Source organism: Falsigemmobacter intermedius, assembly GCF_004054105.1.
In the GTDB taxonomy this organism is placed as follows: Bacteria; Pseudomonadota; Alphaproteobacteria; order Rhodobacterales; family Rhodobacteraceae; genus Wagnerdoeblera; species Wagnerdoeblera intermedia.
This window is the reverse complement of sequence record NZ_SBLC01000015.1, coordinates 56,758-80,894: the sequence shown is the minus strand read 5'-3', so window position 1 is coordinate 80,894 and position 24,137 is coordinate 56,758. Positions and strand designations below refer to the sequence as shown.

Annotated in this window: 19 protein-coding genes; 10 read left to right on the top strand and 9 right to left on the bottom strand. The window is 65.0% G+C overall.

Annotation, left to right across the window (positions count from 1 at the left end):
* Positions 1–28: 28 nt before the first annotated feature.
* Positions 29–2,068, bottom strand: a complete 2,040-nt coding sequence (gene pbpC, locus EP867_RS11965) for a penicillin-binding protein 1C (RefSeq protein WP_128489512.1) — start codon at positions 2,066–2,068, stop codon at positions 29–31.
* On the bottom strand, positions 2,065–7,485 hold the full coding sequence (locus EP867_RS11960) for an alpha-2-macroglobulin family protein (protein ID WP_128489509.1): 5,421 nt from the start codon (positions 7,483–7,485) through the stop codon (positions 2,065–2,067). The genes pbpC and EP867_RS11960 overlap by 4 nt, the downstream gene beginning before the upstream one ends.
* Before the next feature lie 136 nt (positions 7,486–7,621).
* Between EP867_RS11960 and EP867_RS11955 the strand changes: the two genes are divergently transcribed.
* Together EP867_RS11955 and EP867_RS11950 are read left to right on the top strand one after the other, a co-directional pair.
* Positions 7,622–8,107: a hypothetical protein gene (locus EP867_RS11955; RefSeq protein WP_128489507.1), complete on the top strand. Its 486-nt coding sequence runs from the start codon at positions 7,622–7,624 to the stop codon at positions 8,105–8,107.
* Complete coding sequence (locus tag EP867_RS11950) at positions 8,044–10,104, top strand: ATP-binding protein (RefSeq protein ID WP_128489505.1); 2,061 nt, start codon at positions 8,044–8,046, stop codon at positions 10,102–10,104. Before EP867_RS11955 ends, EP867_RS11950 begins: the two co-directional genes overlap by 64 nt.
* Here the strand turns inward: EP867_RS11950 and EP867_RS11945 are convergent.
* The 5 genes from EP867_RS11945 to EP867_RS11925 all read right to left on the bottom strand — a co-directional run bounded on the left by EP867_RS11945 (position 10,061) and on the right by EP867_RS11925 (position 15,354).
* Positions 10,061–10,651, bottom strand: coding sequence for a glutathione S-transferase family protein (locus EP867_RS11945; protein ID WP_128489502.1), 591 nt, complete (start codon positions 10,649–10,651; stop codon positions 10,061–10,063). The two genes, EP867_RS11950 and EP867_RS11945, sit on opposite strands and share 44 nt — an antisense overlap.
* Before the next feature lie 38 nt (positions 10,652–10,689).
* Entirely contained in the window at positions 10,690–11,715 is a 1,026-nt protein-coding gene (gene holA / locus EP867_RS11940) for a DNA polymerase III subunit delta (protein ID WP_128489500.1), read from the bottom strand.
* Positions 11,712–12,197, bottom strand: a complete 486-nt coding sequence (gene lptE, locus EP867_RS11935; protein ID WP_128489498.1) for an LPS assembly lipoprotein LptE — start codon at positions 12,195–12,197, stop codon at positions 11,712–11,714. The genes holA and lptE overlap by 4 nt, the downstream gene beginning before the upstream one ends.
* Positions 12,184–14,742, bottom strand: coding sequence for a leucine--tRNA ligase (gene leuS, locus EP867_RS11930; protein WP_128489496.1), 2,559 nt, complete (start codon positions 14,740–14,742; stop codon positions 12,184–12,186). Before leuS ends, lptE begins: the two co-directional genes overlap by 14 nt.
* A 90-nt stretch (positions 14,743–14,832) precedes the next feature.
* Positions 14,833–15,354, bottom strand: a complete 522-nt coding sequence (locus EP867_RS11925) for a DUF3576 domain-containing protein (protein WP_128489494.1) — start codon at positions 15,352–15,354, stop codon at positions 14,833–14,835.
* Positions 15,355–15,622: 268 nt separating this feature from the next.
* Here EP867_RS11925 and EP867_RS11920 point away from each other — a divergent pair, with 268 nt between their 5' ends.
* Together EP867_RS11920 and EP867_RS11915 are read left to right on the top strand one after the other, a co-directional pair.
* On the top strand, positions 15,623–16,768 hold the full coding sequence (locus tag EP867_RS11920; RefSeq protein ID WP_128489492.1) for a porin: 1,146 nt from the start codon (positions 15,623–15,625) through the stop codon (positions 16,766–16,768).
* A gap of 86 nt (positions 16,769–16,854) precedes the next feature.
* A complete protein-coding gene (locus EP867_RS11915; RefSeq protein ID WP_128489490.1) occupies positions 16,855–17,514 on the top strand; it encodes a YggS family pyridoxal phosphate-dependent enzyme in 660 nt (219 codons plus the stop codon).
* A 25-nt stretch (positions 17,515–17,539) separates the two neighbouring features.
* On the opposite strand, the gene EP867_RS11910 is transcribed toward EP867_RS11915, so the two are convergent.
* Entirely contained in the window at positions 17,540–18,061 is a 522-nt protein-coding gene (locus EP867_RS11910; RefSeq protein WP_128489488.1) for a L,D-transpeptidase family protein, read from the bottom strand.
* Complete coding sequence (gene ribA, locus EP867_RS11905; protein WP_128489486.1) at positions 18,058–19,146, bottom strand: GTP cyclohydrolase II; 1,089 nt, start codon at positions 19,144–19,146, stop codon at positions 18,058–18,060. The genes EP867_RS11910 and ribA overlap by 4 nt, the downstream gene beginning before the upstream one ends.
* A gap of 166 nt (positions 19,147–19,312) precedes the next feature.
* Here ribA and EP867_RS11900 point away from each other — a divergent pair, with 166 nt between their 5' ends.
* From EP867_RS11900 to EP867_RS11875, 6 genes are all read left to right on the top strand, one after another.
* Positions 19,313–19,999 (top strand): response regulator transcription factor, encoded by a 687-nt coding sequence (locus EP867_RS11900; protein WP_128489483.1) that lies wholly within the window; start codon positions 19,313–19,315, stop codon positions 19,997–19,999.
* A gap of 114 nt (positions 20,000–20,113) precedes the next feature.
* Complete coding sequence (locus EP867_RS11895) at positions 20,114–20,902, top strand: exodeoxyribonuclease III (RefSeq protein ID WP_128489481.1); 789 nt, start codon at positions 20,114–20,116, stop codon at positions 20,900–20,902.
* 96 nt (positions 20,903–20,998) lie between these two features.
* Complete coding sequence (locus tag EP867_RS11890; RefSeq protein WP_128489479.1) at positions 20,999–21,907, top strand: thioredoxin family protein; 909 nt, start codon at positions 20,999–21,001, stop codon at positions 21,905–21,907.
* A 56-nt stretch (positions 21,908–21,963) separates the two neighbouring features.
* Complete coding sequence (locus tag EP867_RS11885; protein WP_128489477.1) at positions 21,964–22,611, top strand: LON peptidase substrate-binding domain-containing protein; 648 nt, start codon at positions 21,964–21,966, stop codon at positions 22,609–22,611.
* A complete protein-coding gene (locus EP867_RS11880) occupies positions 22,608–22,817 on the top strand; it encodes a Trm112 family protein (RefSeq protein ID WP_128489475.1) in 210 nt (69 codons plus the stop codon). Before EP867_RS11885 ends, EP867_RS11880 begins: the two co-directional genes overlap by 4 nt.
* A 140-nt stretch (positions 22,818–22,957) precedes the next feature.
* Entirely contained in the window at positions 22,958–24,136 is a 1,179-nt protein-coding gene (locus EP867_RS11875) for an aminotransferase class I/II-fold pyridoxal phosphate-dependent enzyme (protein ID WP_128489473.1), read from the top strand.
* The last annotated feature ends 1 nt before the right edge of the window (position 24,137 follow it).

The window sequence follows — 24,137 nt, the reverse complement described above, 5'->3', positions numbered from 1 at the left end:
GGGTTTTTCGTGAAAGCGCCCTGCACCGTCAGGGAGAGAGGGTCAGCTGCACCCGCGCCGCCCGGCCATTGGCGTCGACGACTGACAGCAGAAGCGGGCCGTGGTTTGCCAGCGCCAGTTGCACCTCGGGGCTGCGGGTGGCGATTTCCAAGGGTGCGCCATTGGCAAGCCAGGTATAGGGCGCCGTTCCCCCGCGCACCCGTGCCAGCAGGGGGGCCCCTTCAAGCGCCACTTCGGCGCCATCGGGGGGGAAGCTGATCTCAGGGGCGACCCCCGGGGCCAGGATCGCACCGCGCGGGCGAAAGCGCTGCAAAGGCTGCGGCAGGCGGGCATTTTCCACCATCAAGGTTGCGGGCGGCGGCGGGGGCAGCGGCACCGGCTGCGGCGTGGCGCGCGCAAGCATCTGAAAGAGCACTGGCGCCGCCAGACCTGCGCCAAAGGCCCCCGGCACCGGCGTGCCGTCAGCGCGGCCCATCCAGACCCCGGCCACGTAGCGTCCGTCCCATCCCAGCGCCAGGGCGTCGCGGTGGCCGTAGCTGGTGCCGGTCTTCCAGGCGATGCGGCCATCGGGGCTGCCATCGGGCGGCGTGATGCCCGCGAGGATCTGCCCGGTCTGCCAGGCAGCCGCTTCAGACAAAAGCCGCGTCGCCTGCGGCCTCTCCCCCGGTCGGGTCGAGAGAGGCAGAACCGTGCCGCCCCGGGCGAGGGCTGCGTAAAGCGTGGTCAGATCCTCCAGCGTGACGCCAATGCCGCCCAGCGCGATGGCAAGCCCGGGCGTGGCGCGGCCGGGGATCACCGGGCGCATGCCCGCGCGGCGCATGGCCTGCAACAAACGCTCCGGTCCCAGGGCTTCGGTCAGCGTCACCACAGGGATGTTCAGCGACTCGCGCAAAGCCTCTGCCGCGCGGATGGTGCCGCGAAAGCGGCGGTCGAAATTCTGCGGCGCATAGGCCCCGAAGCTGACGGGGCGATCCTCCATCAGCGTCTCGGGGTGGGCGAGGCCCTCATCAAAAGCCATGGCATAGACCAGCGGCTTCAGCGTTGACCCCGGAGAGCGCAGCGCCCGTGTCATATCCACAAAGCCCTGACGGCTGTCATTGTCATAGGCAGCCGATCCCACCGAGGCGAGGATCTCACCGCTTTGATGATCGGCCAGCAGAAGCGCGATCTGCACCCGCGCTCCCGCGCCGCGCAGAGCCTCTCGCGCCAGGGCTTCAAGCCGGGTCTGCAGGGTGGCATCCAGTGTCGTCTCAATCCGAAGGTCACCGGGGGTTTCGCGGCGCAGCCGCTCGGTCAGATGCGGGGCAAGCTGCGGAAAAGCGCGGCGGGCCTGGGGCAGCGCCTCAGACCGCGCGGCGAGAGCCTCCTCATGCGACAGTAACCCGGCGGCTTCGGCGCGGGCCAGCACCCGGTCGCGGCCCGTTTTGGCCCGAGCGGGGTGGCGGTCGGGGCGGCGGGCTTCGGGGGCTTGGGGCAGGGCGACCAGAAGGGCCGCCTGGGCCGGCGTGAGACGCGAGGGCTCACGCCCGAACCAGGAGAGGCTGGCGGCGCGAAGCCCCTCAAGATTGCCGCCATAGGGGGCAAGATGCAGGTAAAGGCCAAGGATTTCGTCTTTCGACAACTGCCGTTCCAGCGCGAGCGCCAGCCGCATCTGCCGCAGTTTGCCGTGCCAGGCTCCGGTGCCGCTCTCCTCCAGAAGGCGGGCCACCTGCATGGTCAGGGTCGAGCCGCCCGAGACCACCCGTCCGGCCAGGAGTGATTGCAGCGCGGCTCGTGCCAGCGCCCGCAGATCGACGCCCGCGTGGCTGTAAAAGCGGCGGTCCTCATAGGCGAGCAGCATGGCGCGCCATAAAGGGTCTGTGGTCTGCAGCTGCGCCGCCAGCCGCCAGCGACCATCCGCCACCGTCCAGGCGCGCAGCAGCCGGCCATCGCGGGCCACCACCTCTGCCCCGGTCGCAAGGCTCAGCGAGGGCAGATCCGTGGCCGCAACCCAGGCGTCAAAGCGGTCGCGGGCGCTTCCCGCGACCCAGAGCGCTGCGGCCAGCGCAAAGACAAGCCGCGCTTTCATTCCGTCACGGTCACCCGTCCGCTGTCGGTGCGGGCGCGGAAGGTGGGGCGGTACATATCCTCTACCGTGGCGGGGGCGTGATGGAAGCTGCCGGGGCTGACCGCGCGGACGATATAGGCCAGCCGGAAGGCGCTGTTGTCCCGCCGGTCGAGCGCGGCCATGAAGCGATCCTCGCGGAATTCCGAATGAGTGATATCGGTCTCGGTCTTCAGCCAGTCGAGAGCCGCGATCTGACCTGCCCGCATGAGATTGGGGTTGTCGATCTCAAAGCCTGCGGGCAGCGGGTCGGTGACCATCAGACGGGCCTCTCCGCGACCCGTGGGGGTCACCTCCAGCACCGTGACAAGACGGGTGCCGGATTTCACGCTGTCGGGCTGCACCTCTTTGCCATCGAGGTCGTAGTAGCGCCGGGTGATGGCATAGCCATTGCCGTCATAGCGGCTCTCTCCGCTCAGCTGGCCAAAGGCGGCGATGGTCAGAACGGTGGCGCGGTCGCTGGTGTTTTTCACCTGCAGCACCCCCTCGGCCGGATCAAAGCGGCGCAGAAGCTGACCCTGAACCGGGGTGTCATTGACCGACAGCCCGGAGGCGCCGCCGATATCGGCGATGCCGCCTGCGGCCATCAGAATGAAGGCCTGCTCCTGGGTTGAGAGCGCCCTTTCACCCGCGCGTGCCGTGAGGCGCTGGGCCAGAGCCTCCGTGTCCACCGCCGTGCTGCCACGCTCCAGCGCCAGAGCCAGAACACCGGCCGCATCACGCAGGGCGCTGCCAAAATCGGCACGCCAGATCTGCTCGCCCTCTCCCGACTGCGGGGTGAGGGCGCGGCGGGCGGCCTGCGAGAAGAGCGCATCGGCCCGCGGCTGATCGCCATAAAGCGAGAGCGCCGCCGCCAGTTGCGCGAGCGCCAGCGGTGTCGCGAAGGCCTGGGCTTTGACATCGGCGTAATAGCGCAGATCGCCGATGGCGGCTGCACCTTCGCGGGCAAGAACCATCAGCGCATAGGCCAGCGCCTCTCCGCCCTTCTCAAAGTCGCCCGCGTAGTTCACCCGGTTGCGCAGATTGTCGAGGGCGCTGCGGAAGGCGACATCGGGCACCTCATGGCCAAGGCCACGGGCGCGCGACAGCAGATCGGTCACATAGGCATCAAGCCAGAAGTTGCTCTCGCCGCCCGCAGACCAAAGGCCGAAACCGCCTTCGCTGGTCTGATTTTGCAGGATCGCCGGAAGGGTCTGGCCGATCCGCTCTTTCGCCGTTGCCCCGCCCTCAAGCCCGATGGCGTCCGCCATCTGCGAGAAGTAAAGCAGCGGCAGCAGGCGCGAGGTCAACTGCTCGGTGCAGCCCCAGGGGTAGCTGTCGAGCGCGTTGAGCAGACCGGGCGCATCAAAGCGCGCCAGCGTCCCCGAAGAGATCAGCCCATGGGTCGTGCCGGGGCGGAAGCCCGCAAACAGCGCCTCATCCAGCGTTGCGGTTTCACCCGGTGCCAGTTCCAGGCGGGTCAGCAACTGCCCCACCGGATCATTGGAGACCACCGCGACCTGCAGGGGCCGCGACAGGCTTTGCCCGTCCGGCGTGGTCAGGCGCAGGTCGATCTGGCCGGTGCCTTCGGCTTCGGCCTTCAGAGGAATGCTGGCGGTCACCCGCGCACCTTCCGTCAGATCAAGCCCCGAGGGGCCCTGGCCTAAGACCAGGCCATCGGCGCTGGCGTCAAGGCTGACACGGCCCGTCGGCCCCATGGCGTGGATCACATCAACCCGCAGGCGGCTTTCATCGCCTGGCTGCAAAAAGCGCGGTAGGCTGGCGCTGACCACCACCGGATCGCGCACCAGCACCTCGCCATTGGCCTCTCCGAGACCCGAGGCGGACCAGGCGATGGCCATGACCTTCACCGTGCCGTTAAAGGCCGGAAGGTTGAACGAGACCTTCGCCGTGCCATCGGCCCCCACCTCAACCGGACCTTCAAAATAGGCGACCAGTTCTTCCGTCGGGGGCTTGGCCTGCAGGCGCGGTGCGGCGCTGTCACCGCCGGAGCGGACCTGACCTTCCGTGCCGTTCAGCCCGTCAATAAGCCGCCCGTAAAGATCGCGCAGGCCCACGCCCAGGCGGCGCTGGCCAAAGTAATGCGCCGAAGGTTCCGGCGCTTTGAATGCGGTGAGATTCAGGATGCCGACATCCACGGCAGCCAGGGTCACGTAAGCCGTCTCCCCGGCTTTGACGCCCCCGACCTTCACGGCCACATCCAGGGGGCCGCGCGGCTTTGCTTCTGCGGGCAGATCAAGCGAGACGCTGAGTTTGCGATCACCCGGATCCACCGCCGCATGGGCAATCCCCATCGCGCGAGAGGGGGTGCGGCCCGCCTGCACATCCGCCGGACGGATCACCGAAGCGCTGACATAGACCCCCGCCCCCCAGTCATCGGTGACCGGCAGATCAATCAGATTTTCACCTTCGCTGACATCAACCGAGGTCAGCGCGACAAGCCGGTTCGTCATCACGCTGATGACCGCCACTCCCCCCGCACGCGGCACGATCCGCAGCTTCGCGGTCTCGCCGGGGCGGTAGGCGGGCTTATCGAGCGACAGTTCCAGCAGGTCCGGCGTGCGCGCGGTATCGGCGGGCACATACCAGCCCGCGCTGAAGCGGTAGGAGGAGGCGGTGGAGCCGTCTTTCGCCTGCACCGTCAGCTCATATTCGCCCCAGTTGGTGGGCGCGGTGACGGGCTGCGGCACTGAGGTCAGGGTCAGATCGCCTTCCGCCACGCGGGTGCGGCTGGTCACCGGCTCCCAGGACCAGTCGCCGCCTGCGCGATACCATTGATACCGCGTCTCCAGCCGCTCGAGACGCCAGGAGGCTGCCACCTCGCCCTCAGTGGCGATCAGATCAAAGCCCGCGCTGGCATTTTCGGGCAGCACATCTTCAGCCTGGGGGCGGATGCCGATCAGCGCGCTTTCAGGGCGCAGGCTGCGGTTCAGACGCCGCTCTACGGGTCGGCCCGAGCCTTCGGAGAGGCGGACGCGCAGTTCCAGTTCCGTCGGACGGGCGCGGAAGCGCTCGGTCTCAAGGGCGACCTCCAGCAGGGCCTTGCCCGCGGCGTCGGTGACCGGCGGGGCGGAAATCTGGAAGAGTTCCGAGGCCAGGGCCTCCCGCGCCATGCCAAAGCGAAAGTCGGGGAAGGCCTCCAGCCGGTCAGTGTTGCGCAACAGCACCTCTGCCTCCCCGCTCAGATCGGCTCCGGGGGCGCCGAAGAGATAGCGGGCCTCAATCTCCACCGGAAAGAGCGCGGAGGCATCCACCGCGCCTTCCGCTGCGGTCAGGGTGAAATCAATGCGTTCGGGCAGGAAATCTTCAACGAGGAAGCTTTGGCTGGCCAGCGGGGCTGCGCCGGTATCGGCCAGAATATCCAGCCGCCAGGAGCCGCGCGGCGGATTGGCCCCGAGGGGGGCCGCCAGGGTGAATCCCCCGGCCTGATCGGAAATCCGCTGGCGCGAATGCTCAACCCCGTCGGGGCGGCGCAGGCGGGCGGTCAGCGGCAGACCGGCGATCGCCCGGGCATCGCCGTTGCGGGCGAGGATCGTGGCGTGAACCGTCTCACCGGCGCGGTAAGCGCCACGGTCGGTTGAGACGAAAATATCAATCGGCGGGGCCGCTTCGCGCCCGGCAACGCCGCGGTCGGTCAGGTCAAATTCAGGCTCTGAGAGCGACAGGAAGGCGAAATCGCTCTCTCCCTCACTGACCAGCAGCATCGCAGGCTCCGCCGCCCCCGTACCCGAGGTCAACGCGGCGTCAAAGCGCGCCACACCCTCAGCATCGGTCGTCGCCGTGCCCGCCACGCGGTTGGAGCGGGTGAGCAGATCGACTTTCACGCCCGCTTTCGGCTTCGCATCCGAGAGAGAGCGCACCGCAACGGTCACGCCATCCGCGCCCGACCAGCTGGCAACGCCCAGATCGGTCACCACAAACCATTGCCAGGCCGAGGGATTTTCATATTCATCCTCAGCTCCCGGCACCCGGGCGCGCAGCGCATAAATCCCGGCGGGGCGGTCTTTCAGCGCTTCTGCCAGCGGCAGGCGGGTCAGCACATCGCGGTTGGTCTCCTGACCCACCGTGGCGCTGCCCGACCAGATTTTTTCCCCGGCGTCGCGGGCGAAGCGCTCGCGGTCCCAGTCGTCAAGGCGCTCGCCAAACCAACCCTGCTGCTGCGAGCGGATCAGGTTGCGATCGGCAAGGCTGTAAAGCTCAAGCTCAAGCATGGTGGCATTGACGGTGCTGACCGGCAGCATGGTCTGCCCGCCGCGCGGCAGCACATAGCCGCGCCCCGGAAAATTCACCATCGGGCTGCGATCCCGGACATAGCCGGTCAGCGTGACCGATTTCGCCAGCACCTGACCATCCGCTGCCGGAAGCCCCTCGCGGAAGGTCACAGAGGCGCGTTCACCGTGTTTCAGGCCTGCCACGCAAAGTTCGCGCCAGCCGCCGGGCTCGACCGTCATGCCGGGCTGGGGAAGCTGAACGTAAGGGGTGTAATCGACGCCTGCCGCGACCAGCTCTTCGGTGAATTCAGCGCAAAGGCGGGGGGAGGCGAGATCGGATTCGATGCGGTGGCTCTCAATCCGCATGCCGTAAAGCCCGGCCAGGCGGTCAATCGCGGTCGCCGTGTCGTCCCGCGGGCTGAGGCTTTGGGCATAGCGCAGCGCTTTCAGCGCCTCGCGGCCCATGCCGTTCTGCTCCAGCGCCTGGGACAGCAGGCTCAGAAGATTATGCTGCGTGGCGGGGGTGTCCGGGGCGCGCAGCCAGGCGTTGAGTGCGGCATTCAGCGCCACCGTGCGGGCGCGGGCACCGTCCTGCGGGCCCGATTGCGACAGGCTGAGGCGCGCATAATCCGCCCAGTCGCCTGCGGTGTCACTGACGGTGACCGCAGCCCCCCGCATGGCGAGGGCGCGAGGCAGATCGCCGGAGGTCTCTGCCTCGCGCGCGGCTTCACGCAGGGCATCGGCGCTGAAGCCGCCTGCCACATGGCTGCGGCTGAGAGTGCGGGCCTGGGTCTTTGCCCCCTCCCACAACCCGCGCCGCAGAAAAGGCAGCGCCGCAGCGCGGTCGCGTGCGCTTTGCTGCGCTCCCGCAGGCAGTTCCTGCACCAGACCGGAGAAGGCGCGGTCATAGGCCACGGGTGCCCCGGCCCCCGATTTCGGAAAACACGAGCCGTTGCGCGCGTTAAAGGTGAAGGCGGTGCAGGCGCTGTCGGCGAGGCAGGCCTGCTCACAACTCTCGAGCGTGGTGCTGAGGAGGCTGCGCAAATCTCCGCCCGGCAGATCCATCCCTTCAGCGATCACCGAGCGGCGCTCAGGCAGAAGGTCCTGCGCAAGGGCCACACCCGAAAAGCCCGACAGCATTGCGATCACCGGCACAAGCAAACTGCGCATCACGAAAACCTCCTCACCCAAACCCCTGAGATGCTGGCACCGGCCCTGAATGCTGGCAACCCGCCTTAGGGTGGGGGCAGGGCAGTTAACGGCTTCTTTATCGCTCGCTGCCATCCTGCTGCGGCAGGAGGGGCAGATGACCAGGGACATATCCGTCAGCAAAGACCGGCTGGCTGCCGAGCGCCGGGGGCGCCTGGCCGCCGAACGGCTGCTGGAGATCCGCACGCAGGAACTTGCGCGGATGCGGGCAGCGCTTACCGCCCGTGAGCGCGAGCAGCGCCACGTCGCAAAGACCGCCGCCACCGCCCCTCCGGCGGCGGGTGAGGAGGCCCGCCGCGTTCTGAGGGCCCTCGATGCGGTGGATGCGGGCTATGCGCTTTTCGGGCGAGGGGATCTGCTGATCCGCGCCAGCCCGGCTTTTCTTGCCCCCTTTGGCGGTCCGGATCATCTGGCCCCCGGCACGCCCGCGCGGCATCTCATCAGCCAGGCGGCAGAGCGCGGGCTGATTTTGCCCGCCCAAGGCGATGCGCGGAAGATGGTGGCGGAACTGAACCGGCTTTGCGCCAGCCCCCCCGGGCCTGCGGTCAGCCTCTGGCTGCCGGACGGACGCTGGCTGCGCTGACGGCGGCGCGCCTCGGTCCGCAGGAACTGGTGGTGATCGCCCGCGACGTCACCTCAGAACTGCGCCTCACCGCCGCGCTGGAAGGGCTGATGGATGGCTTCGTTCTCTTTGATGACCGCCGCCGCATCGTTCACTGCAATGAGAAATTCCGCCACCGCTACCCTGGCGCAGAGGAGATCACCCGCCCGGGCGTCACCCAGCAGGATCTTTTGCGCCATGCGGCCAGGCGTGGCATCTTCCGCGAAGCGGTGGGCCGCGAGGAGGAGTGGATTGAGGAGCGGATGCGCGAATCCCTGGCCGGGCATGTCGATACCGAACTGACCCTCAATGATGGCCGCGCACAAAGGGTGATTGAACTGGCCACTCCCGATGGCGGCCTTGTGGGGCTGCGGATCGATATCACCGCGCAGAAGCGTCATGAGGCCGAACTTCTCGCCGCCCGCCATGCCGCTGAGGCGGCGAACCGCGCCAAATCCGCCTTTCTCGCCAATATGAGCCATGAGATCCGCACCCCGATGAACGGCGTGGTGGGCATGGCCGATCTGCTGTGTGAGACCGATCTCTCCCCCGACCAGCGGCTCTTTGCAGAGACCATCCGCTCGTCAGGGGAGGCGCTGCTGACCATCATCAACGATATCCTCGACTACTCGCGGATTGAGGCGGGTCGGCTTTTGCTGCGCACCGAAGACTTCGATCTGGAGCGGCTGATCCATGACATTGCCCTGCTGCTGCGCCCCAGAGCGCAGACGGCCGGGATCGCGCTTCTGATTGATTTCGATATCTTTTTGCCGACACTTTTCCATGGGGATCCGGTGCGCCTGCGCCAGGTGATGACCAATCTGATCGGCAATGCCGTGAAATTCACAGAGCAGGGGCAGGTGGTGATCCGCGTGACGGGGGTGCCCCAGGCGGATGGCTCGGATGAGCTGCATATTACGGTGGAAGACACCGGGATCGGCATCCCGCCCGAGCAGCAGGCCCAGATCTTTACCGAATTTTCACAGGCCGACAGCGGCACGGGCAGGCGGTATGAGGGGACGGGGCTTGGCCTCAGCATCACACGCGCCTTGGTTGAGCAGATGGGCGGCAGTATGTGGCTGGAATCAGAGCCGGGCCGCGGCTCCTGCTTTGGCTTTCGGCTGGCCCTGCCGGTCGCGGAAACACGCGGGGCGGAGCCGCCCGCCCCGCCGAAGCTGCGCCACGCCTTTCTGATCGATCCGCGCCCGTCTGAACGCAGCATTCTCGCCCGACAGCTTGAGGCGGCGGGGGCCACTGCGCGGCAGTTCCGCTCGGTCGGAGAGGCTTTGGCCGCCCTTCGCGCGGGAGAGGCGGCGGATGTGGTGCTCTGCGCCTGCACCCCCGACGAGGACAGCAGTCCGGAGCTGACGGAGACAATCTCCGCGCTGCGCCCCGATCTGGCGGTCATTCTTCTTTGTCCGATTGAGATGACTTTGGCCGATCAGCCCCACGGCTCTGCGGTGATCCTGCGCAGCCCGGTCCTGCGGGCCGATCTGTTTCGCACCCTGGCCGGTCTTGAGCCGCCTGCGCCGGCCCGGCCCGCCCCGGCGCAGCAAGGTGCCGATCTGCTGCCAAGACAGCTTAAGGTGCTGGCCGCAGAGGACAATCGCACCAATCAGATGGTGCTTTCGGGCATGCTGCGCGGCAGTGGTGTTGAGCTGTCTTTCGCGGGAAACGGCGCTGAGGCTGTCACCCTCTGGCGCGAGCTGAAGCCGGATCTGATTTTCATGGATATTTCCATGCCGGGCATGGACGGAAAGGAAGCCGCGCGGATCATTCGCGCGGCTGAGGCAGATCAACCCGGACGGGTGCCGATCATCGCGCTCACCGCCCATGCGATGACAGGCGATGAGGCGGCAATCCTGGCCTCGGGGATGGATCTGTGCCTGACCAAACCGGTGCGGCGGCGCGATCTTTTCCGGGTTTTTGATCAGTTCAGCCTTTCGCTGCCGCGCGCTGAAAGGCCGGACGCGCCATGACTTTGGCAAGCCAGGCCTCAAGCCGTGGTTCAGAAGAGGACATTTTCGCCAGCTTCGCCCAGGTGAGGCAATGGGCCAGCAGGAAATCCGGCACCGTCATCTCCTCGCCCATCAGCCAGGGGCCGTCGCCCAGGCGGTCCGCGATGGCCTTCTCGTTGCGGGCATATTCCCAGCGAAGCGATTCCTTCACCGCCGCAACCCGCCGCTCGGGCGGAAGGATGAAGCTGTGACGCGCAGAGGTCCAGATCAGCCCCTCAAGCTCGTCAAGGATCTGCAGCGTCATCGCGACCTGTCGGGGGCGGTCAAAACTGCCTGGGGGGATGGTGAAATTACCGTGGGTGTCGGCCAGATACTGAAGGATTGCCACCGAATCCGTCAGCACACCCTCGGGCGTGACCAAGACAGGGATTTTTCCGGCGGGGCTGACTTTCAAAAGCTCCGGATCATGGGGGACGACCGGGATATGCTCATAGGGCAGGCCCAGTTCTTCCAACATCCAAAGCACCCGCAGCGTGCGGCTGCGGCTTATTCCGTAGACCTTATACATCCGTCCCTCCCAAACGGGGGGGCGGCGGCTCCGCCCCCTCAGCGTGCGCGGGCCAGCGCTGACAGGCGCAGCAGCAGCCGTTCCACCAGCGCCATGGTGGGGGCCTTTGTGGAAGAGCGCAACGTCAGATCGGTGTCAGTGATGGCCGCCAGGGCCTCTTCCAGCCGTTCGGGGCGGAAGTTCTGCACCTGACGCAGCATCCGGTCGCGGCGCGGTCCAAAGACCGGCGGGCGCAGCTTTGCCATGCCGGAAGCCGCACCGCCCGGATCGGTGGCCGCAGCATGAAGCGCGCGGAAATGCTGCAGCGTGCGGATGGCAAGCGTCACCGGGGCGATTCCCTGGGCCTCCAGGCGGCGCATCAGCGTGGCGACATCGCTCATCCGCCCTTCGGCTGCGGCATGAAGCACGTCATCCACCTCTGCCTCGACCGTCGCAGGGGTGCAGGCGGCGACCTCCTCGGACGCGAGGGGGCTTTGGTCGCCCCATTTGAAAAGGCCGATCTTTTCAAGGGTTTGTCGGAAATCACCCGGATCCAGCGCACGGCCAAGCGCCATCAGATCGCGCATCGCGCCGGGCGAGATGTCGCGCAGGCCCGCCTTTTTCAGCTGCGCCTCAATCTCGGCCTGACCGGGCGGGTCGTCATAGATCGCAATGCAGGGGGCGGAAGGATGCGCCTCGAAAAGCTTGCGCAGCGCCGATTTGGCCGCAAGCTGCCCCGCAGTCACCAGCACCTGAGCATCGCCGGGCTTCCAGCCTGCCAGAGCCTGAAGGATCAGCGGCGCCAGCCCGTCGCCGGCCTCTTCAACAAAGACCAGCCGCGGACCGGGGAAAAACCCGGTGGCTTTGATGGCATCCGTCAGAAGTGCGCCGTCACGGCGCAGGTCGGCTGCCGGAAGCCGCGTCAGCCGCATTTCCGCTTCGCCCTGCGGACCGAGGATGGCCTGGATGGCTTCGCTCCGTTTGATCGCGACCCGCATGGGGTCGGTGCCATAGATCAGAAACCCCGGGGCGGCGGGGGAGGGCGCGGCCAGAAAGCGCCCGGCCTCAGCGCCGGAGAGCTTCATTTCGGGGCTGCGGCCATCAGCCGGGCCGTGGTCTGATCGGCGAGAATCACCGCAAGCCGCTCATAGGCGTCGCGCTCTGCGGTGACCGAGGTCAGGGTCGAGCCGGAGCTGTCGAAGCTCGTGAAGCTCTCAAGGTTGCCCGAAGCGACGGTCTGCCCGCCCTCAATCCGGGTCAGGCTGTAGGTCACGCGCCCGATCAGCGAATAGCGCGTGATGGCGCCGCTGGGCGTGACGGCCGCGCCGACGGCTTCCGTCCTCAGGGTCCAGCTCAGCCGGAAGCGCGGGCCGGTGGCGCGGCCCAGACGCTCTTCGAGCCGGGTGACATAGTTAAAGCCATTGCGCTCAACAGGGTCATCAATCTGAACCTGTTGCCAAAGCGCATGGGCCGCCCCGCCCGGCGCCATGGCCGGGCTGAAGCCGCAGGCCGCCACCGGAGCGGCGGCCAGAAGGACAAGAAACTTACGACGATCAGATGACCACATTGACGATGCGCCCCGGAACCACGATCAGCTTCTTCACGGGCTGACCGTTCAGGAAGCGAACCACATCCTCGTTCGCAAGGGCAATCTTTTCAACCTCAGAAGCCGGCATATCTTTCGGCACGGTGATCTCACCACGACGTTTGCCGTTGATCTGGATCGGCAGCGTCACTTCGTCATCGACCAGCAGGGCCGGATCCGCTTTCGGCCAGGCAGCGATGGCGCAAAGCCCCTCACCGCCCTGGGCGGCCCAGATCGATTCCGACAAATGCGGCGTGAAGGGCGACATCAGTTTGGCCAGATCGCGCAGCGCCTGACGCATCGCCGGGGCCGAGGCTTCGGCCTTTGCGATGGCATTGGTCAGACCGTAAAGTGCTGCGATCCCTTTGTTAAAGGCAAAGCCCTCAATGGCGCGGGTCACGTCTTCCGTGGCACGCGCCACGGCTTTGGCGAGGTCTTTATCGCCTGCACCGGCGGTGCCTTCGTCCATCTCTGCCACTTTGACCGAGAGGTTCCAGACGCGGTTAAGATGCTTGAAGGTCGCATCCGCCCCGGCAGCGGTCCATTCGACATCGCGCTCGGGCGGGCTGTCGGACATCACGAACCAACGCGCGGTATCCGCGCCGTAAGAGGCGATGATGTTCATCGGATCGACGACGTTCTTCTTCGACTTCGACATCTTGGCCGAGGGAATCAGCTCTACCGGTGAGCCGTCTTTCAGCGTCGCACCGGTTTCCGAGCGGATGATGTCTTCGGGCAGGTGATAGATCGGACGGCCATTGGCATCGCGCGTCAGATAGATCTCATGGGTCACCATGCCCTGGGTGAAAAGCGCGTTGAAAGGCTCAATGGCTTTGGCGGGCAGGTGGCCGGTTTTATGCATCGCACGGGCAAAGAAGCGCGAGTAGAGCAGGTGGAGAATCGCATGCTCGATACCGCCGATATATTGATCGACGTTCATCCAGTAGTCAGCTTCAGCCAGATCGGTCGGCGTGGTGGCACGCGGCGCGGTGAAGCGGGCGTAATACCAGGACGAATCGACGAAGGTGTCCATGGTGTCGGTTTCGCGACGCGCGGGCGCGCCACAGGACGGGCAGGCGCAGTCACGCCAGGTCGGGTGGCGATCAAGCGGGTTGCCGGGCTGGTCGAAAGAGACATCTTTCGGCAGCTCAATCGGCAGATTCTCTTTCTTCTCCGGAACCACGCCACAGGCGGCGCAGTGCACGACCGGAATCGGGCAGCCCCAATAGCGCTGACGCGACAGCCCCCAGTCGCGCAGGCGGAATTTGGTCACGCCCTTGCCGAAGCCCTTTTCCTCGGCCAGCGCGATGGCATCAAGGATGCCCTGCTCGCCGGTTTTAACCTCAGCGCCGGCGACATTGCGCACATAGCGCACGCGCTCTGATTTGGCGGGGACGAAGGGCTCGCTCAGCAGGGCTTCTTCCGCGCCCTCAGCCACAAAGACCGGCGGAATCGACAGGCCGTATTTGGTGGCAAATTCAAAGTCGCGCTGGTCATGGGCCGGGCAGCCGAAGATGGCGCCGGTGCCGTAATCCATCAGAATGAAGTTCGCGATCCAGACCGGCAGCTCGATCGAGGGATCAAGCGGGTGGCGCACGCGAAGGCCGGTATCAAAACCAACTTTCTCAGCGGTTTCAATCTCTTCGGCGGTGGTGCCGCCCTTGCGGCATTCCGCGATAAAGGCCGCAATCTCAGGGTTTTGCGCTTCCAGCGCCTTTGCCAGCGGATGCTCGGCGGCGATGGCGGCGAAGCTTGCACCCCAGAGCGTGTCGGGACGGGTGGTGTAAACTTCGATCTGTTCAAAGCCCGCGGGGGCGTTCACCGTCTCAAACGAGAACTGCAGGCCCTGCGATTTGCCGATCCAGTTCGCCTGCATCAGGCGGACTTTCTCGGGCCAGTCTTTCAGGCCGTCGAGCGCCGACAGCAGCTCGTCAGAGTAGTCCGAGATTTTGAAGAACCACTGGGTCAGTTCGCGGCGCTCAACCAGAGCGCCCGAGCGCCAGCCACGGCCGTTTTCGACCTGCTCATTGGCAAGAACGGTCATATCGACCGGATCCCAGTTCACCACCGCGTTCTTGCGGTACACGAGGCCTGCTTCCAGCATATCGATGAACATCGCCTGCTGCTGGCCGTAATATTCCGGGTCGCAGGTCGCAAACTCGCGGCTCCAGTCGATCGAGAGGCCCAGAGGCTTCATCTGACCGCGCATCACGTCGATGTTGTTATAGGTCCAGGTGCCCGGATGGCCGCCCTGTTCCATCGCCGCGTTCTCTGCAGGCATGCCGAAAGCATCCCAGCCCATCGGGTGCAGCACCGAAAAACCCTGCGCCAGCTTGGTGCGCGCGACCACATCGCCCATGGTGTAGTTGCGCACATGCCCCATGTGGATCCGGCCCGACGGATAGGGGAACATCTCAAGGACGTAGAATTTCGGCTTCGAGGGATCGACTTTGGCGGTGAAAACACCCGCTGCATCCCATTCGGTCTGCCACTTCGGTTCGATCTCGGACGGGGTATAGCGGGACATCGGGCATCCTGTCAGTAAAAACGCCGGGCGCATCAGCGGCCCGGCGTGGTTATAGCGCGTGAAGCGGCGATTGCCAGCCTTTGCAAAATCTCAGAGGCGCGAATCGCGCGCGCGCAGCTGCCGGGCGCGGGTGAGGATTGCTTCCTCAACCTGGGTGGCCACCTGCGCCGAGACCGGGCCGCCGCCGCGGGTCTGAAGCGCGACCTTCAGCGAACGGGCGTCGAGCGAGGGATCAGAGATATAGACCGTCGCGCGGTAGGCCTGACGACCGCCGGGAGGCGTGCCGTAGCCGGTTGAGATCACGCCGGTGAAGGGGTCAACGGTTTCCACCGGCAGGAAGTTCAGCACGTCGAGGCTGGCGTTCCAGAGGTAGCGGTTCACATTGGTGCCCGCATCCGATTCGCTTTTGCCGCCGAAGAGGCTGCGCAGCGTGGTCTTTTTCTCAGCCTCTGTGCGGCCCTGCATGTGATTGCGCTGCTGCGGCGAAAGGCGCTCTTCCCAGAACGGATCCTCTCCCGGAGCGGCATTGCCAAAGAAGCTGTTGCCACAACCCGCAAGGGTGAGGAGCGCGGCACTCAGAAGCGCAAAGCGCAGGGGACGGTTGCGGATCATGGGCTGGACCTCCGGCAATATCCCGTTCTGTCTATCGGCTCACCCTGATCCGGGCAAGCCCCGCGCGCGGCACTCTCTGCCGGTGTGTATCGGATCGGCGGTGGCCTTCGGGCCGGGTGCGACACTGTGGCATGGATGCACCATCCCGGGCCGAGTTGGCGCGGGAGCCGCCCTAATCGTTGCAATAGCCGGGAGGGAGGTGGAAACAGGATTGCATACTCTGATCGGAACGTCGGTCAGGGCGCACTAAAGACAACGAGGGAACAACATGAAAAAGTTTCTGATCGCTTCGACCGCGCTGACCCTGTCGGCTGGCGTTGCTGCAGCAGACGTGACCTTCTCGGGCGACGCCCGTTTCGGCGTGAACTACAACAATGCACCGGACGTCGCTGACACCAACTGGACCGGTCGCGTAGGTGGTAACGACTCGAAAACCCAGCTCGAGAAGCGTTACACCCTGAACATCGACGCTTCGACCACCGCTGACAACGGCGTCACCTTCGGTGTCCGTCAGCGTATCCGTGGCGAAGAAGGCGGCACTGCTGGTCCGCGCACCTCGGCTCTGAACGGCACCCGTCTGTTCGCCCGTTACCAGGGTTTTGAAGTTGCTGTCGGCAACGTGCTCGGCGCAATCGAAACCATGCCGAACATGTATTCGCGCGGCGTGTCGCTGACCGGCCTGTCGTGGGGCGGCGTTGTGGCGAAAGCAGACCGTGGCGCGCTGAACGTCATGGACTGGGACGCATATTCGTCGGGCGGCGCTGGTGCTGAAGGCATCGAGGTTCTGTACTCGGCAGGCGACTTCAAGGGTCACATCTCGTACTCGGACGATTCCCTTAACAACAATGGTTATGGCGCTCCGGGCTTCACTAGCGCAGCTGCGCGTCGCCCTGATGGCGAAAACGGTCGCGCTTCCCGCCTGGCAGCCTACGGTGCATATAACTACAATGGCTGGACCATGGCTCTCGGCTTCAACAAGTCGACTGGTTCTGTACGCATTGGCAGCACTTGGGCCAACGCCACCGCCGTTGCGACCGACGGTCGTGTAGTTGACCGTGCATCGCTTGAAGATGCAATTGTTGCTTCGGTGGACGGCAAAATCCAAGACTTCAACGTTGGCTTTGCAGCCGCCCGTCTGGGTAAAGGCGAGTTCAAGATGAACAAATTCGTTCTGAATGGCTCGTATTCCTTCGGCGCTACCACTGTGGGTGCTTACGTAGCTAATCAATCAAAGCTGCCGGATGTGGCCACCAATAACGCAGGCGGAGCTCTCCACTCGCGCGGCACCTCGAAAACCTCGTACGGCCTGGGCGCTTCGTATAACCTCGGCGGCGGCGCTTCGCTGGTCGGCGGCGTTGAGCGCACCACCCAGAAAACCACCCGCGCTGACTTCGGCGTGTCGTTCCGCTTCTGATTTTATCAGAACGGATCGGGAGAGGGCGGGCCATTGGCCCGCTCTTTTCTTTTGAAAGTCAGGGGCAGGCGGCTTAGAAGGTCGCCATGGCTCTCACTGATATCCTCTCCCGCATTCGCGCCGCTGAAGCAGCCCATGGCCGGACCCCCGGCTCGGTGGAGCTGATCGCGGTATCCAAACTTCAGCCGCTGGACCGGATCGAGGCGGTTCTCGATGAGGGGCATCTGCTCTTTGGCGAGAATTACGTCCAGGAATCGGCCTTCAAGTGGCCGGGCCTGCGGGCGCGCTATCCGGGCGTGAAGGTTCATATGATCGGGCCGCTGCAGACCAATAAGGCCGCTCAGGCGCTGGAGCTTTTTGAGGCGATCCACTCGGTCGACCGCCCCTCCATTGCGGAGCGTCTGGCGCGGCTGACTCAATCGGCGGGCGTTTGCCCCGAACTCTACATCCAGGTCAACACCGGGGCAGAGCCGCAGAAGGCGGGGATTCTGCCGGAGATGGCGGATGATTTTATCGCCGCCTGCCGCACGATGGATCTGAACGTGAAGGGCCTGATGTGCATCCCGCCGGATGGCGAGGAAGCTTCGCCGCATTTTGCCATGCTGGCCGGGATTGCAAAGCGCAACGGCCTCGAGGGGCTGTCGATGGGGATGAGCAGTGACTTCGAGGCTGCGATCGCCCATGGCGCGACCCATGTCCGCGTGGGCTCCGCGCTCTTCGGTGAGCGTGCGGCGCGTAAAGCATGAGAAAGGGGCCCTTTGGCCCCTTCTTTTATTGCACGTGGCGCGGTCCGATGATCAGCCGGGTGCCCGGCTCAATCCGGGCGGCGATGCGGTGCAGGTCCGGCCGCGAAAGCCCGATGCAGCCCGCCGTCGGCGCGCAGGGACCGCGCCATTGGTGCACGAAAATCGCTGATCCCCTGCCCGGCATGGCCAGCGGCCAGTTCCAGTCGGTGACCAGAATCAGGTCATACATCGGATCACCCCGGCGCAGCTTTTCATGGCTCGGGCCATAGGGCGCTTTGACCAGCTGGTTGTAATCCTCATCGCCTGAGGCATCGGACCACAGATCGGTCAGGCCGATCGGCTCTGCCCAGGGGGCAGGTCTGGCGATGCGGTCGGGGCGGTAGAACATGCCGACGATGCGGTGGATGCCTTCCGGGCTTGCGCCGTCGCCTTCGCGCTTTTGCGCTGCCGGGACCACGCCACCGCGCCCGACGGTGCAGGGGTAGAGGCGGTTCATAAAGCGCAGGCCCTGGGGCGTTACGACCAGATCAAAGGGCGAAAGCGTCATAGCAGATGTCCTGATTTGGCGGCCTTGGTGGCCAGATAGCCGCGGTTTTGCGGCGTCTCGCCGACTTTCAAAGGCACACGCTCTGCGACCTGCAGGCCACGTGCCTCCATCATGGCGACCTTTTTGGGGTTGTTGGTCAGCAGTCTGACCGCGCCGAACCCCATCTCACGCAGGATGGCGGCGCCGATGCGGAAATCGCGCTCATCATCTTCAAAGCCGAGGCGGTGGTTGGCTTCAACCGTATCAAAGCCCTGATCCTGCAGCGCATAGGCGCGCATCTTATTGGCCAGACCGATGCCGCGGCCTTCCTGGTTGAGGTACAAAAGCACCCCTGCGCCCTCTGTGCCCATCTGCGCCAGCGCCGCATTGAGTTGCGGGCCGCAGTCGCATTTCAGCGACCCCAGCACATCGCCGGTAAAACAGGCCGAATGAAGCCGCGCCAGAACCGGCTTTGCGCGGTCGGGCTGGCCGATCTCAATGGCGTAATGCTCGGTGCTGCCGTCTTCGGGGCGGAAGATATGCACGCGCCCGGCCTCTGAGGCGACCATCGGCACCCGGGCGGAAACCACCGGATGCATGGCCCCCGCGCTGAAAAGATCAGGCCCGGCCTCTGTGAGCGGCAGCAGCGTCAGCCCGTGGCGGGCGGCAAAAGCAAAACCTTCGTCAATCGTCACGGCCACGACCGCAGGCAGAAGCTGCGCGGATTTTGCAAGGGAAATCCCGGCGCGGTGCAGATCCGCCGCGCCGTCGCGCAGGCTGGCAAAGGGGCCTTTCATCGGCGTCGAGAGGTCATCTCGCGGATCGGCCACGGCACGCAGCCAGGTCACTCCGGCATCTCCCGGCACGACGATGCGGGCCAGATCGCCGTCATAGGCGCGCGCCTTCAGCGTTTCCGCCCGGCGCGAGGTCAGCACCAGAACCGGCGCACCAAGGTCTCTCAGATCGGCCAGCCGCTCAGGCGTCAGCACTTCCGCTGCCGCCACCAGAAGGGCGCGGCCCGCATCACTCAGCACCACCGGAAGACCCATGCGCAGATCTGCGCGGGCGCGGTTGAGACGTTCGGTCAGGGTTGGCATCAGGCTCATGCCAGAGCGATATCCCTGCCGCCCGCGCGGGGCAAGGGAAAGGAAGCCGCGGATTTCTGAAACAAAAGGGCTGATCTGCTCACGTCGGTGTGAAACTCTGTCGTAAAGCTTGAAGCGGCCGGGCATCGGCCCCAGGTCTTTGGCAAGAGAATGAAAAGGAGGTCCCATGGCGAACCTGCGCAAAATCCTGCTGGTGGATGACGACGACGATCTCCGCGAGGCGCTGTCTGAACAGCTGGTGATGACCGAAGATTTCGACGTCTTTGAGGCTGCCAATGGCGCTGACGGCATGGAAAAGGCCCGCGCGGACCACTTTGATCTGATCATTCTGGATGTGGGCCTGCCCGATACCGACGGGCGTGAGCTGTGCAAGCGGATGCGCAAGGGTGGCGTGAAGGCCCCGATCCTGATGCTGACCGGGCACGACTCGGATGCGGACACCATTCTGGGTCTGGATGCCGGTGCGAATGACTATGTGACCAAGCCCTTCAAATTCGCCGTTCTTCTGGCCCGCATCCGTGCGCAGCTGCGCCAGCATGAGCAGTCGGAAGATGCGATCTTCCAGCTTGGCCCCTATACCTTCAAACCCGCGCAGAAGATGCTGGTCGATGCCAAAGACCGCAAAGTGCGGCTGACGGAGAAAGAGACCAATATCCTGAAGTTCCTCTACCGCGCAGGCCAGGCCGTGGTGCCGCGCGATGTGCTGCTGCATGAGGTCTGGGGGTATAACGCCTCGGTCACCACGCATACGCTGGAAACCCATATCTACCGCCTGCGCCAGAAGATTGAGCCCGATCCCGCCAATGCGCGGCTGCTCGTGACCGAAAGCGGCGGCTACAAACTGGTTCTGTAACGAGTGACCGCCCGGAGTGCCCTGCGCTCCGGGCGTTTTTACGCAGGCTCCGGGCTGGTCTCGCTGCTGCCCCCCGGCTAATCTCCGCCCGAACCTTTGCGGCCGGAGACCCCCATGCCCTTCACCCTAGCCACCTGGAACATCAACTCCGTGCGTCTGCGCGAGGCTCAGGTGACGCGCCTGCTGGGCGAGGAAACCCCCGATATTCTGTGCCTCCAGGAGATCAAATCTCCGGTCGATAAGATGCCGCTCGAGGCCTTTCGCGCGCTTGGCTATACCCATGTCGTCGCGCGCGGCCAGAAGGGCTATAACGGCGTGGCGATCCTGTCAAAACTGCCGCTTGAGGATGCGGGCGACCGCGATTATGCGGCCCTGGGCCATGCCCGCCATGTGGCAGCGCGGCTGGAGAACGGCGTGGTGATCCACAATTTCTACGTCCCCGCAGGCGGCGATATCCCGGACCGTGAGCAGAACATCAAATTCGGCCAGAAGCTCGATTTTCTGACCGAGATGCGTGACGTCTTTGCGGAAGAAAAGCCGCAGAAGTCGATCCTGGTGGGCGATCTGAACATCGCGCCGCGGGAAGATGACGTCTGGGATCACAAGAAACTGCTGAAAATCGTCAGCCACACGCCGGTTGAGGTGAACCACCTGACCGATGTGATGGAGGCAGGCGGCTGGGCCGATGTGACCCGTCAGGATATCCCCTCGGGCAAGCTTTATTCCTGGTGGTCTTACCGCTCGCCGGACTGGGATGCGGCCGACAAGGGCCGTCGTCTCGATCACATCTGGGCCACCGGCGACATCCGGGCTTCGGCGCATTCCAGCCGCATCCTGCGTGCGACCCGCGGCTGGGAGCAACCCTCTGATCACGTTCCGGTTTTTGCGACCTTCGATCTCTGATCCAACCCGACGGTCCCAGCGCCGCGCCCGGCCCCTCTTGGCAGGCGGGGCGGGCGGGCGCATATAGGGTCAAAGACTTTTTCCAGGAGGGGACGGATGTTCGGCTTCGCAGATACGAAACCGCAGGCTGTCAGCAGTGATCTGATCAAAGACACCTCGGAAGCCACCTTCATGCAGGATGTGATCGACGCCTCGCAGGAGGTGCCGGTTATCGTGGATTTCTGGGCGCCCTGGTGTGGCCCCTGCAAAACCCTTGGCCCCGCGCTCGAGGCAGCGGTGATCGCGGCCAAAGGTCGGGTGAAAATGGTCAAGGTCGATGTGGACCAGAACCAGATGATCGCAGGCCAGCTGCGCATTCAGTCGATCCCCACGGTCTATGCCTTCTTCAAAGGCCAGCCGGTGGATGGCTTCCAGGGCGCGCTGCCGGGGTCTGAGATCACGAAATTCGTCGATAAGATCGCAGCCCTTGCCGGTGACGGTGGTCTGGCTGAGGCGATTGAGGCGGCGGAAGGAATGCTCGCTGACGGGGATGCCGCGGATGCGGCGGAAACCTTTGCGGCGATCTTTGAAGAAGATCCGACCAGCTCGGTGGCGTTTGCGGGCATCGCCCGGGCGCATCTGGCCCTGGGCGACACCACCCGCGCGGCTGAGATCCTGGAAAGCGCGCCTCCGTCCATCCGCGCCTCAAAGGACTGGGAAGGCGCGAAGGCGCAGCTCGATCTGGCGCTTCAGGCGGCTGAGGCCGGCCCTGTGGCGGAGCTGACCGCGCAGGTTGAAGCCGATCCCGCCAACCCGCAGGCGCGGTTTGATCTGGCGCTGGCGCTGCATGCATCGGGTGATGTTGAAGGTGCTGTGGACCAGCTTCTTGAACTCTTCCGCCGTGACCGTGAGTGGAACGAGGGCGCGGCGCGTGCGCAGCTCTTCACGATTTTCGACGCGCTCAAGCCCCAGGACCCGATTGTCCTGAAGGGCCGTCGTCGTCTGTCGTCGATGATTTTTGCCTGAGACGGAACGGGGCAGGGGGCTTTGCGGCCCGCTGCCCGCCACAGAAAGGACGGGCGTTGACGCTTCAGGGTGATCTGCCGGGGATAATCCCGCTGTTTCCGCTGCCGGGGGCGCTTTTGCTGCCGCGCGGGCGTCTGCCGCTGCATATCTTTGAGCCGCGCTACCTTGCCATGGTCGAAGAGGCGATCCGCACGCCGGAGCGCATCATCGGGATGATCCAGCCGCGAGAAGAACGCGATGACGGAAACGGCCCGGTGGTGCCGATTGGCTGTGCGGGCCGCATCACCCAGTTCACGGAAACCGGGGACGGGCGATATCTGATCACGCTGACCGGGATCTCGCGGTTCCGGCTGCTTGATGAGCAGTCGGGCTTTCAGCCCTGGCGGCGCGCGCGGGTGGACTGGGCGGATTTCACCGCCGACCGCGCGGGGGCTGAGAGTGATCCCGGCCTCGACCGGGGCCGATTTATCCCGCTTTTGCGCCGTTTCTTCGAGGCGCGGCAGCTTCAGACCGAATGGGCGGCGCTGTCGGAGGCGGGGGATGAGCTTTTGATCAACGCCATTTCCATGCTTTGCCCCTTTGGGCCGGGCGACAAACAGGCGCTTCTTGAAGCGCCGACCCTCTCTGACCGCCGTGAGGCGCTGATCGCGCTGATCGAATATGCCCTTCACGCCGGACCTGAGCCTGAGGAAAACCTGCAATGACCACCACCGACCGCCCCGAAGATATCCCGGCCCAAAGCGCTTTTGACCGCCATATGCTGGAGGTCCTGGTCTGCCCGGTGACCCGTGCACCGCTCTCCTGGGACAGCACCAACCAGGAGTTGATCAGCCGGGCGGCTCATCTCGCCTTCCCCGTGCGCGGTGGCATTCCGGTCATGCTGGTCTCGGAAGCGCGCGAAATCGACTGAGCGCCGCGCTGCCTGGTCCGTGCCATTTCAGTCACGCAACTGTTGCAGATTGCGGGCTTTTTCTGGACCCAACTGTAAAAGGCAGTTAGAGTTTGGGCTGGAACGGGGCGCGATGACCCCGAAAGACCCGAGGCGCAGTCATGGCTTTTCCTGAGCGGTTCTCCGATCTTCCGGAGTATGCATTCCCGCGTCTGAGGACGCTGCTTGATCATCTGCCGGCAGGTGGTACGCCCCTGTCGATGACGCTGGGCGAGCCGCAGCATCCCTTTCCGGAGTTTGTCGGTCAGGCTTTGGCCGAAAGCCTTGGCGGATTTGCGAAATATCCGCCAGCCGAGGGCGCGCCAGGGCTTCTGAGCGCCATCTCCGGCTGGATCGGCCGCCGCTATGGCGCGAGCGTGCCGGAAAATCGTCTGATGGTGGCCAATGGCTCAAAAGAGGCGCTCTTCAATGCGCTTCTGGCGCTGTCGCCCGAGATGAAGAACGGCAAACGCCCCGTGGTTCTGATGCCGAATCCCTTCTTCCCGGTCTATATGATCGCGGGTCTGACCGGCGGGGCAGAGCCTGTCTATGTGCCTGCCGGGGCCTCGACCGGCTTTTTGCCGGATTACCGCAGCCTGCCGGCAGAAATTCTCGACCGGACCACGGTGGCCTATATCTGCTCGCCTGCGAACCCGCAGGGTGTGGTGGCTTCGGCAGAATATCTGGCCGATCTGCTCGATCTGGCCGAGAAGCATGATTTCCAGGTTTTCTGCGATGAATGCTATTCTGAGATCTGGCGTCTGACCCCGCCGCCGGGCCTTCTGGAAGTGGCCGATCGCCATGGTGCGGATCCGGAGCGGGTGGTGGTCTTCAACTCGCTGTCGAAACGCTCCAACGTGCCGGGTCTGCGGACGGGCTTTGTGGCGGGCGGCGTTAAATCCATCAAAGAAATGCGCCAGTTGAAGTCCTATGCCGGGGCGGCTGTGCCGCTGCCGCTGCAGGCGGTGGCCGAACGGCTTTACCAGGACGAAGACCATGTCGTCGCCAACCGCGCCCTTTATCAGGCGAAGTTCCGCGATGCCGAGGCCGTTTTTGCGGGCCATCAGGGCGTGACCATGCCGGATGGCGGCTTCTTCCTGTGGTTGCCGGTTGAAGACGGCGAAGCCGCTGCGGTGAAGCTCTGGCAGGAGACCGGCGTGCGGGTTCTGCCCGGCGCTTATCTGGCGCAGACGGTAAACGGCGAAAATCCGGGTAAAGAGTATATCAGGGCAGCCCTCGTGGCCCCTGCGGACGAAACGCGTCGCGGCCTCGAACGGATTCGCGATTGCCTCTACGGCTGAG

Coding starts and splice junctions, on each gene's coding strand:
- pbpC (WP_128489512.1), bottom strand. CDS start 2,068: ATGAAAGCGCGGCTTGTCTTTGCGCTGGCCGCAGCGCTCTGGGTCGCG.
- EP867_RS11960 (WP_128489509.1), bottom strand. CDS start 7,485: ATGCGCAGTTTGCTTGTGCCGGTGATCGCAATGCTGTCGGGCTTTTCG.
- EP867_RS11955 (WP_128489507.1), top strand. CDS start 7,622: ATGACCAGGGACATATCCGTCAGCAAAGACCGGCTGGCTGCCGAGCGC.
- EP867_RS11945 (WP_128489502.1), bottom strand. CDS start 10,651: ATGTATAAGGTCTACGGAATAAGCCGCAGCCGCACGCTGCGGGTGCTT.
- holA (WP_128489500.1), bottom strand. CDS start 11,715: ATGAAGCTCTCCGGCGCTGAGGCCGGGCGCTTTCTGGCCGCGCCCTCC.
- lptE (WP_128489498.1), bottom strand. CDS start 12,197: ATGTGGTCATCTGATCGTCGTAAGTTTCTTGTCCTTCTGGCCGCCGCT.
- leuS (WP_128489496.1), bottom strand. CDS start 14,742: ATGTCCCGCTATACCCCGTCCGAGATCGAACCGAAGTGGCAGACCGAA.
- EP867_RS11925 (WP_128489494.1), bottom strand. CDS start 15,354: ATGATCCGCAACCGTCCCCTGCGCTTTGCGCTTCTGAGTGCCGCGCTC.
- EP867_RS11920 (WP_128489492.1), top strand. CDS start 15,623: ATGAAAAAGTTTCTGATCGCTTCGACCGCGCTGACCCTGTCGGCTGGC.
- EP867_RS11915 (WP_128489490.1), top strand. CDS start 16,855: ATGGCTCTCACTGATATCCTCTCCCGCATTCGCGCCGCTGAAGCAGCC.
- EP867_RS11910 (WP_128489488.1), bottom strand. CDS start 18,061: ATGACGCTTTCGCCCTTTGATCTGGTCGTAACGCCCCAGGGCCTGCGC.
- ribA (WP_128489486.1), bottom strand. CDS start 19,146: ATGAGCCTGATGCCAACCCTGACCGAACGTCTCAACCGCGCCCGCGCA.
- EP867_RS11900 (WP_128489483.1), top strand. CDS start 19,313: ATGGCGAACCTGCGCAAAATCCTGCTGGTGGATGACGACGACGATCTC.
- EP867_RS11895 (WP_128489481.1), top strand. CDS start 20,114: ATGCCCTTCACCCTAGCCACCTGGAACATCAACTCCGTGCGTCTGCGC.
- EP867_RS11890 (WP_128489479.1), top strand. CDS start 20,999: ATGTTCGGCTTCGCAGATACGAAACCGCAGGCTGTCAGCAGTGATCTG.
- EP867_RS11880 (WP_128489475.1), top strand. CDS start 22,608: ATGACCACCACCGACCGCCCCGAAGATATCCCGGCCCAAAGCGCTTTT.
- EP867_RS11875 (WP_128489473.1), top strand. CDS start 22,958: ATGGCTTTTCCTGAGCGGTTCTCCGATCTTCCGGAGTATGCATTCCCG.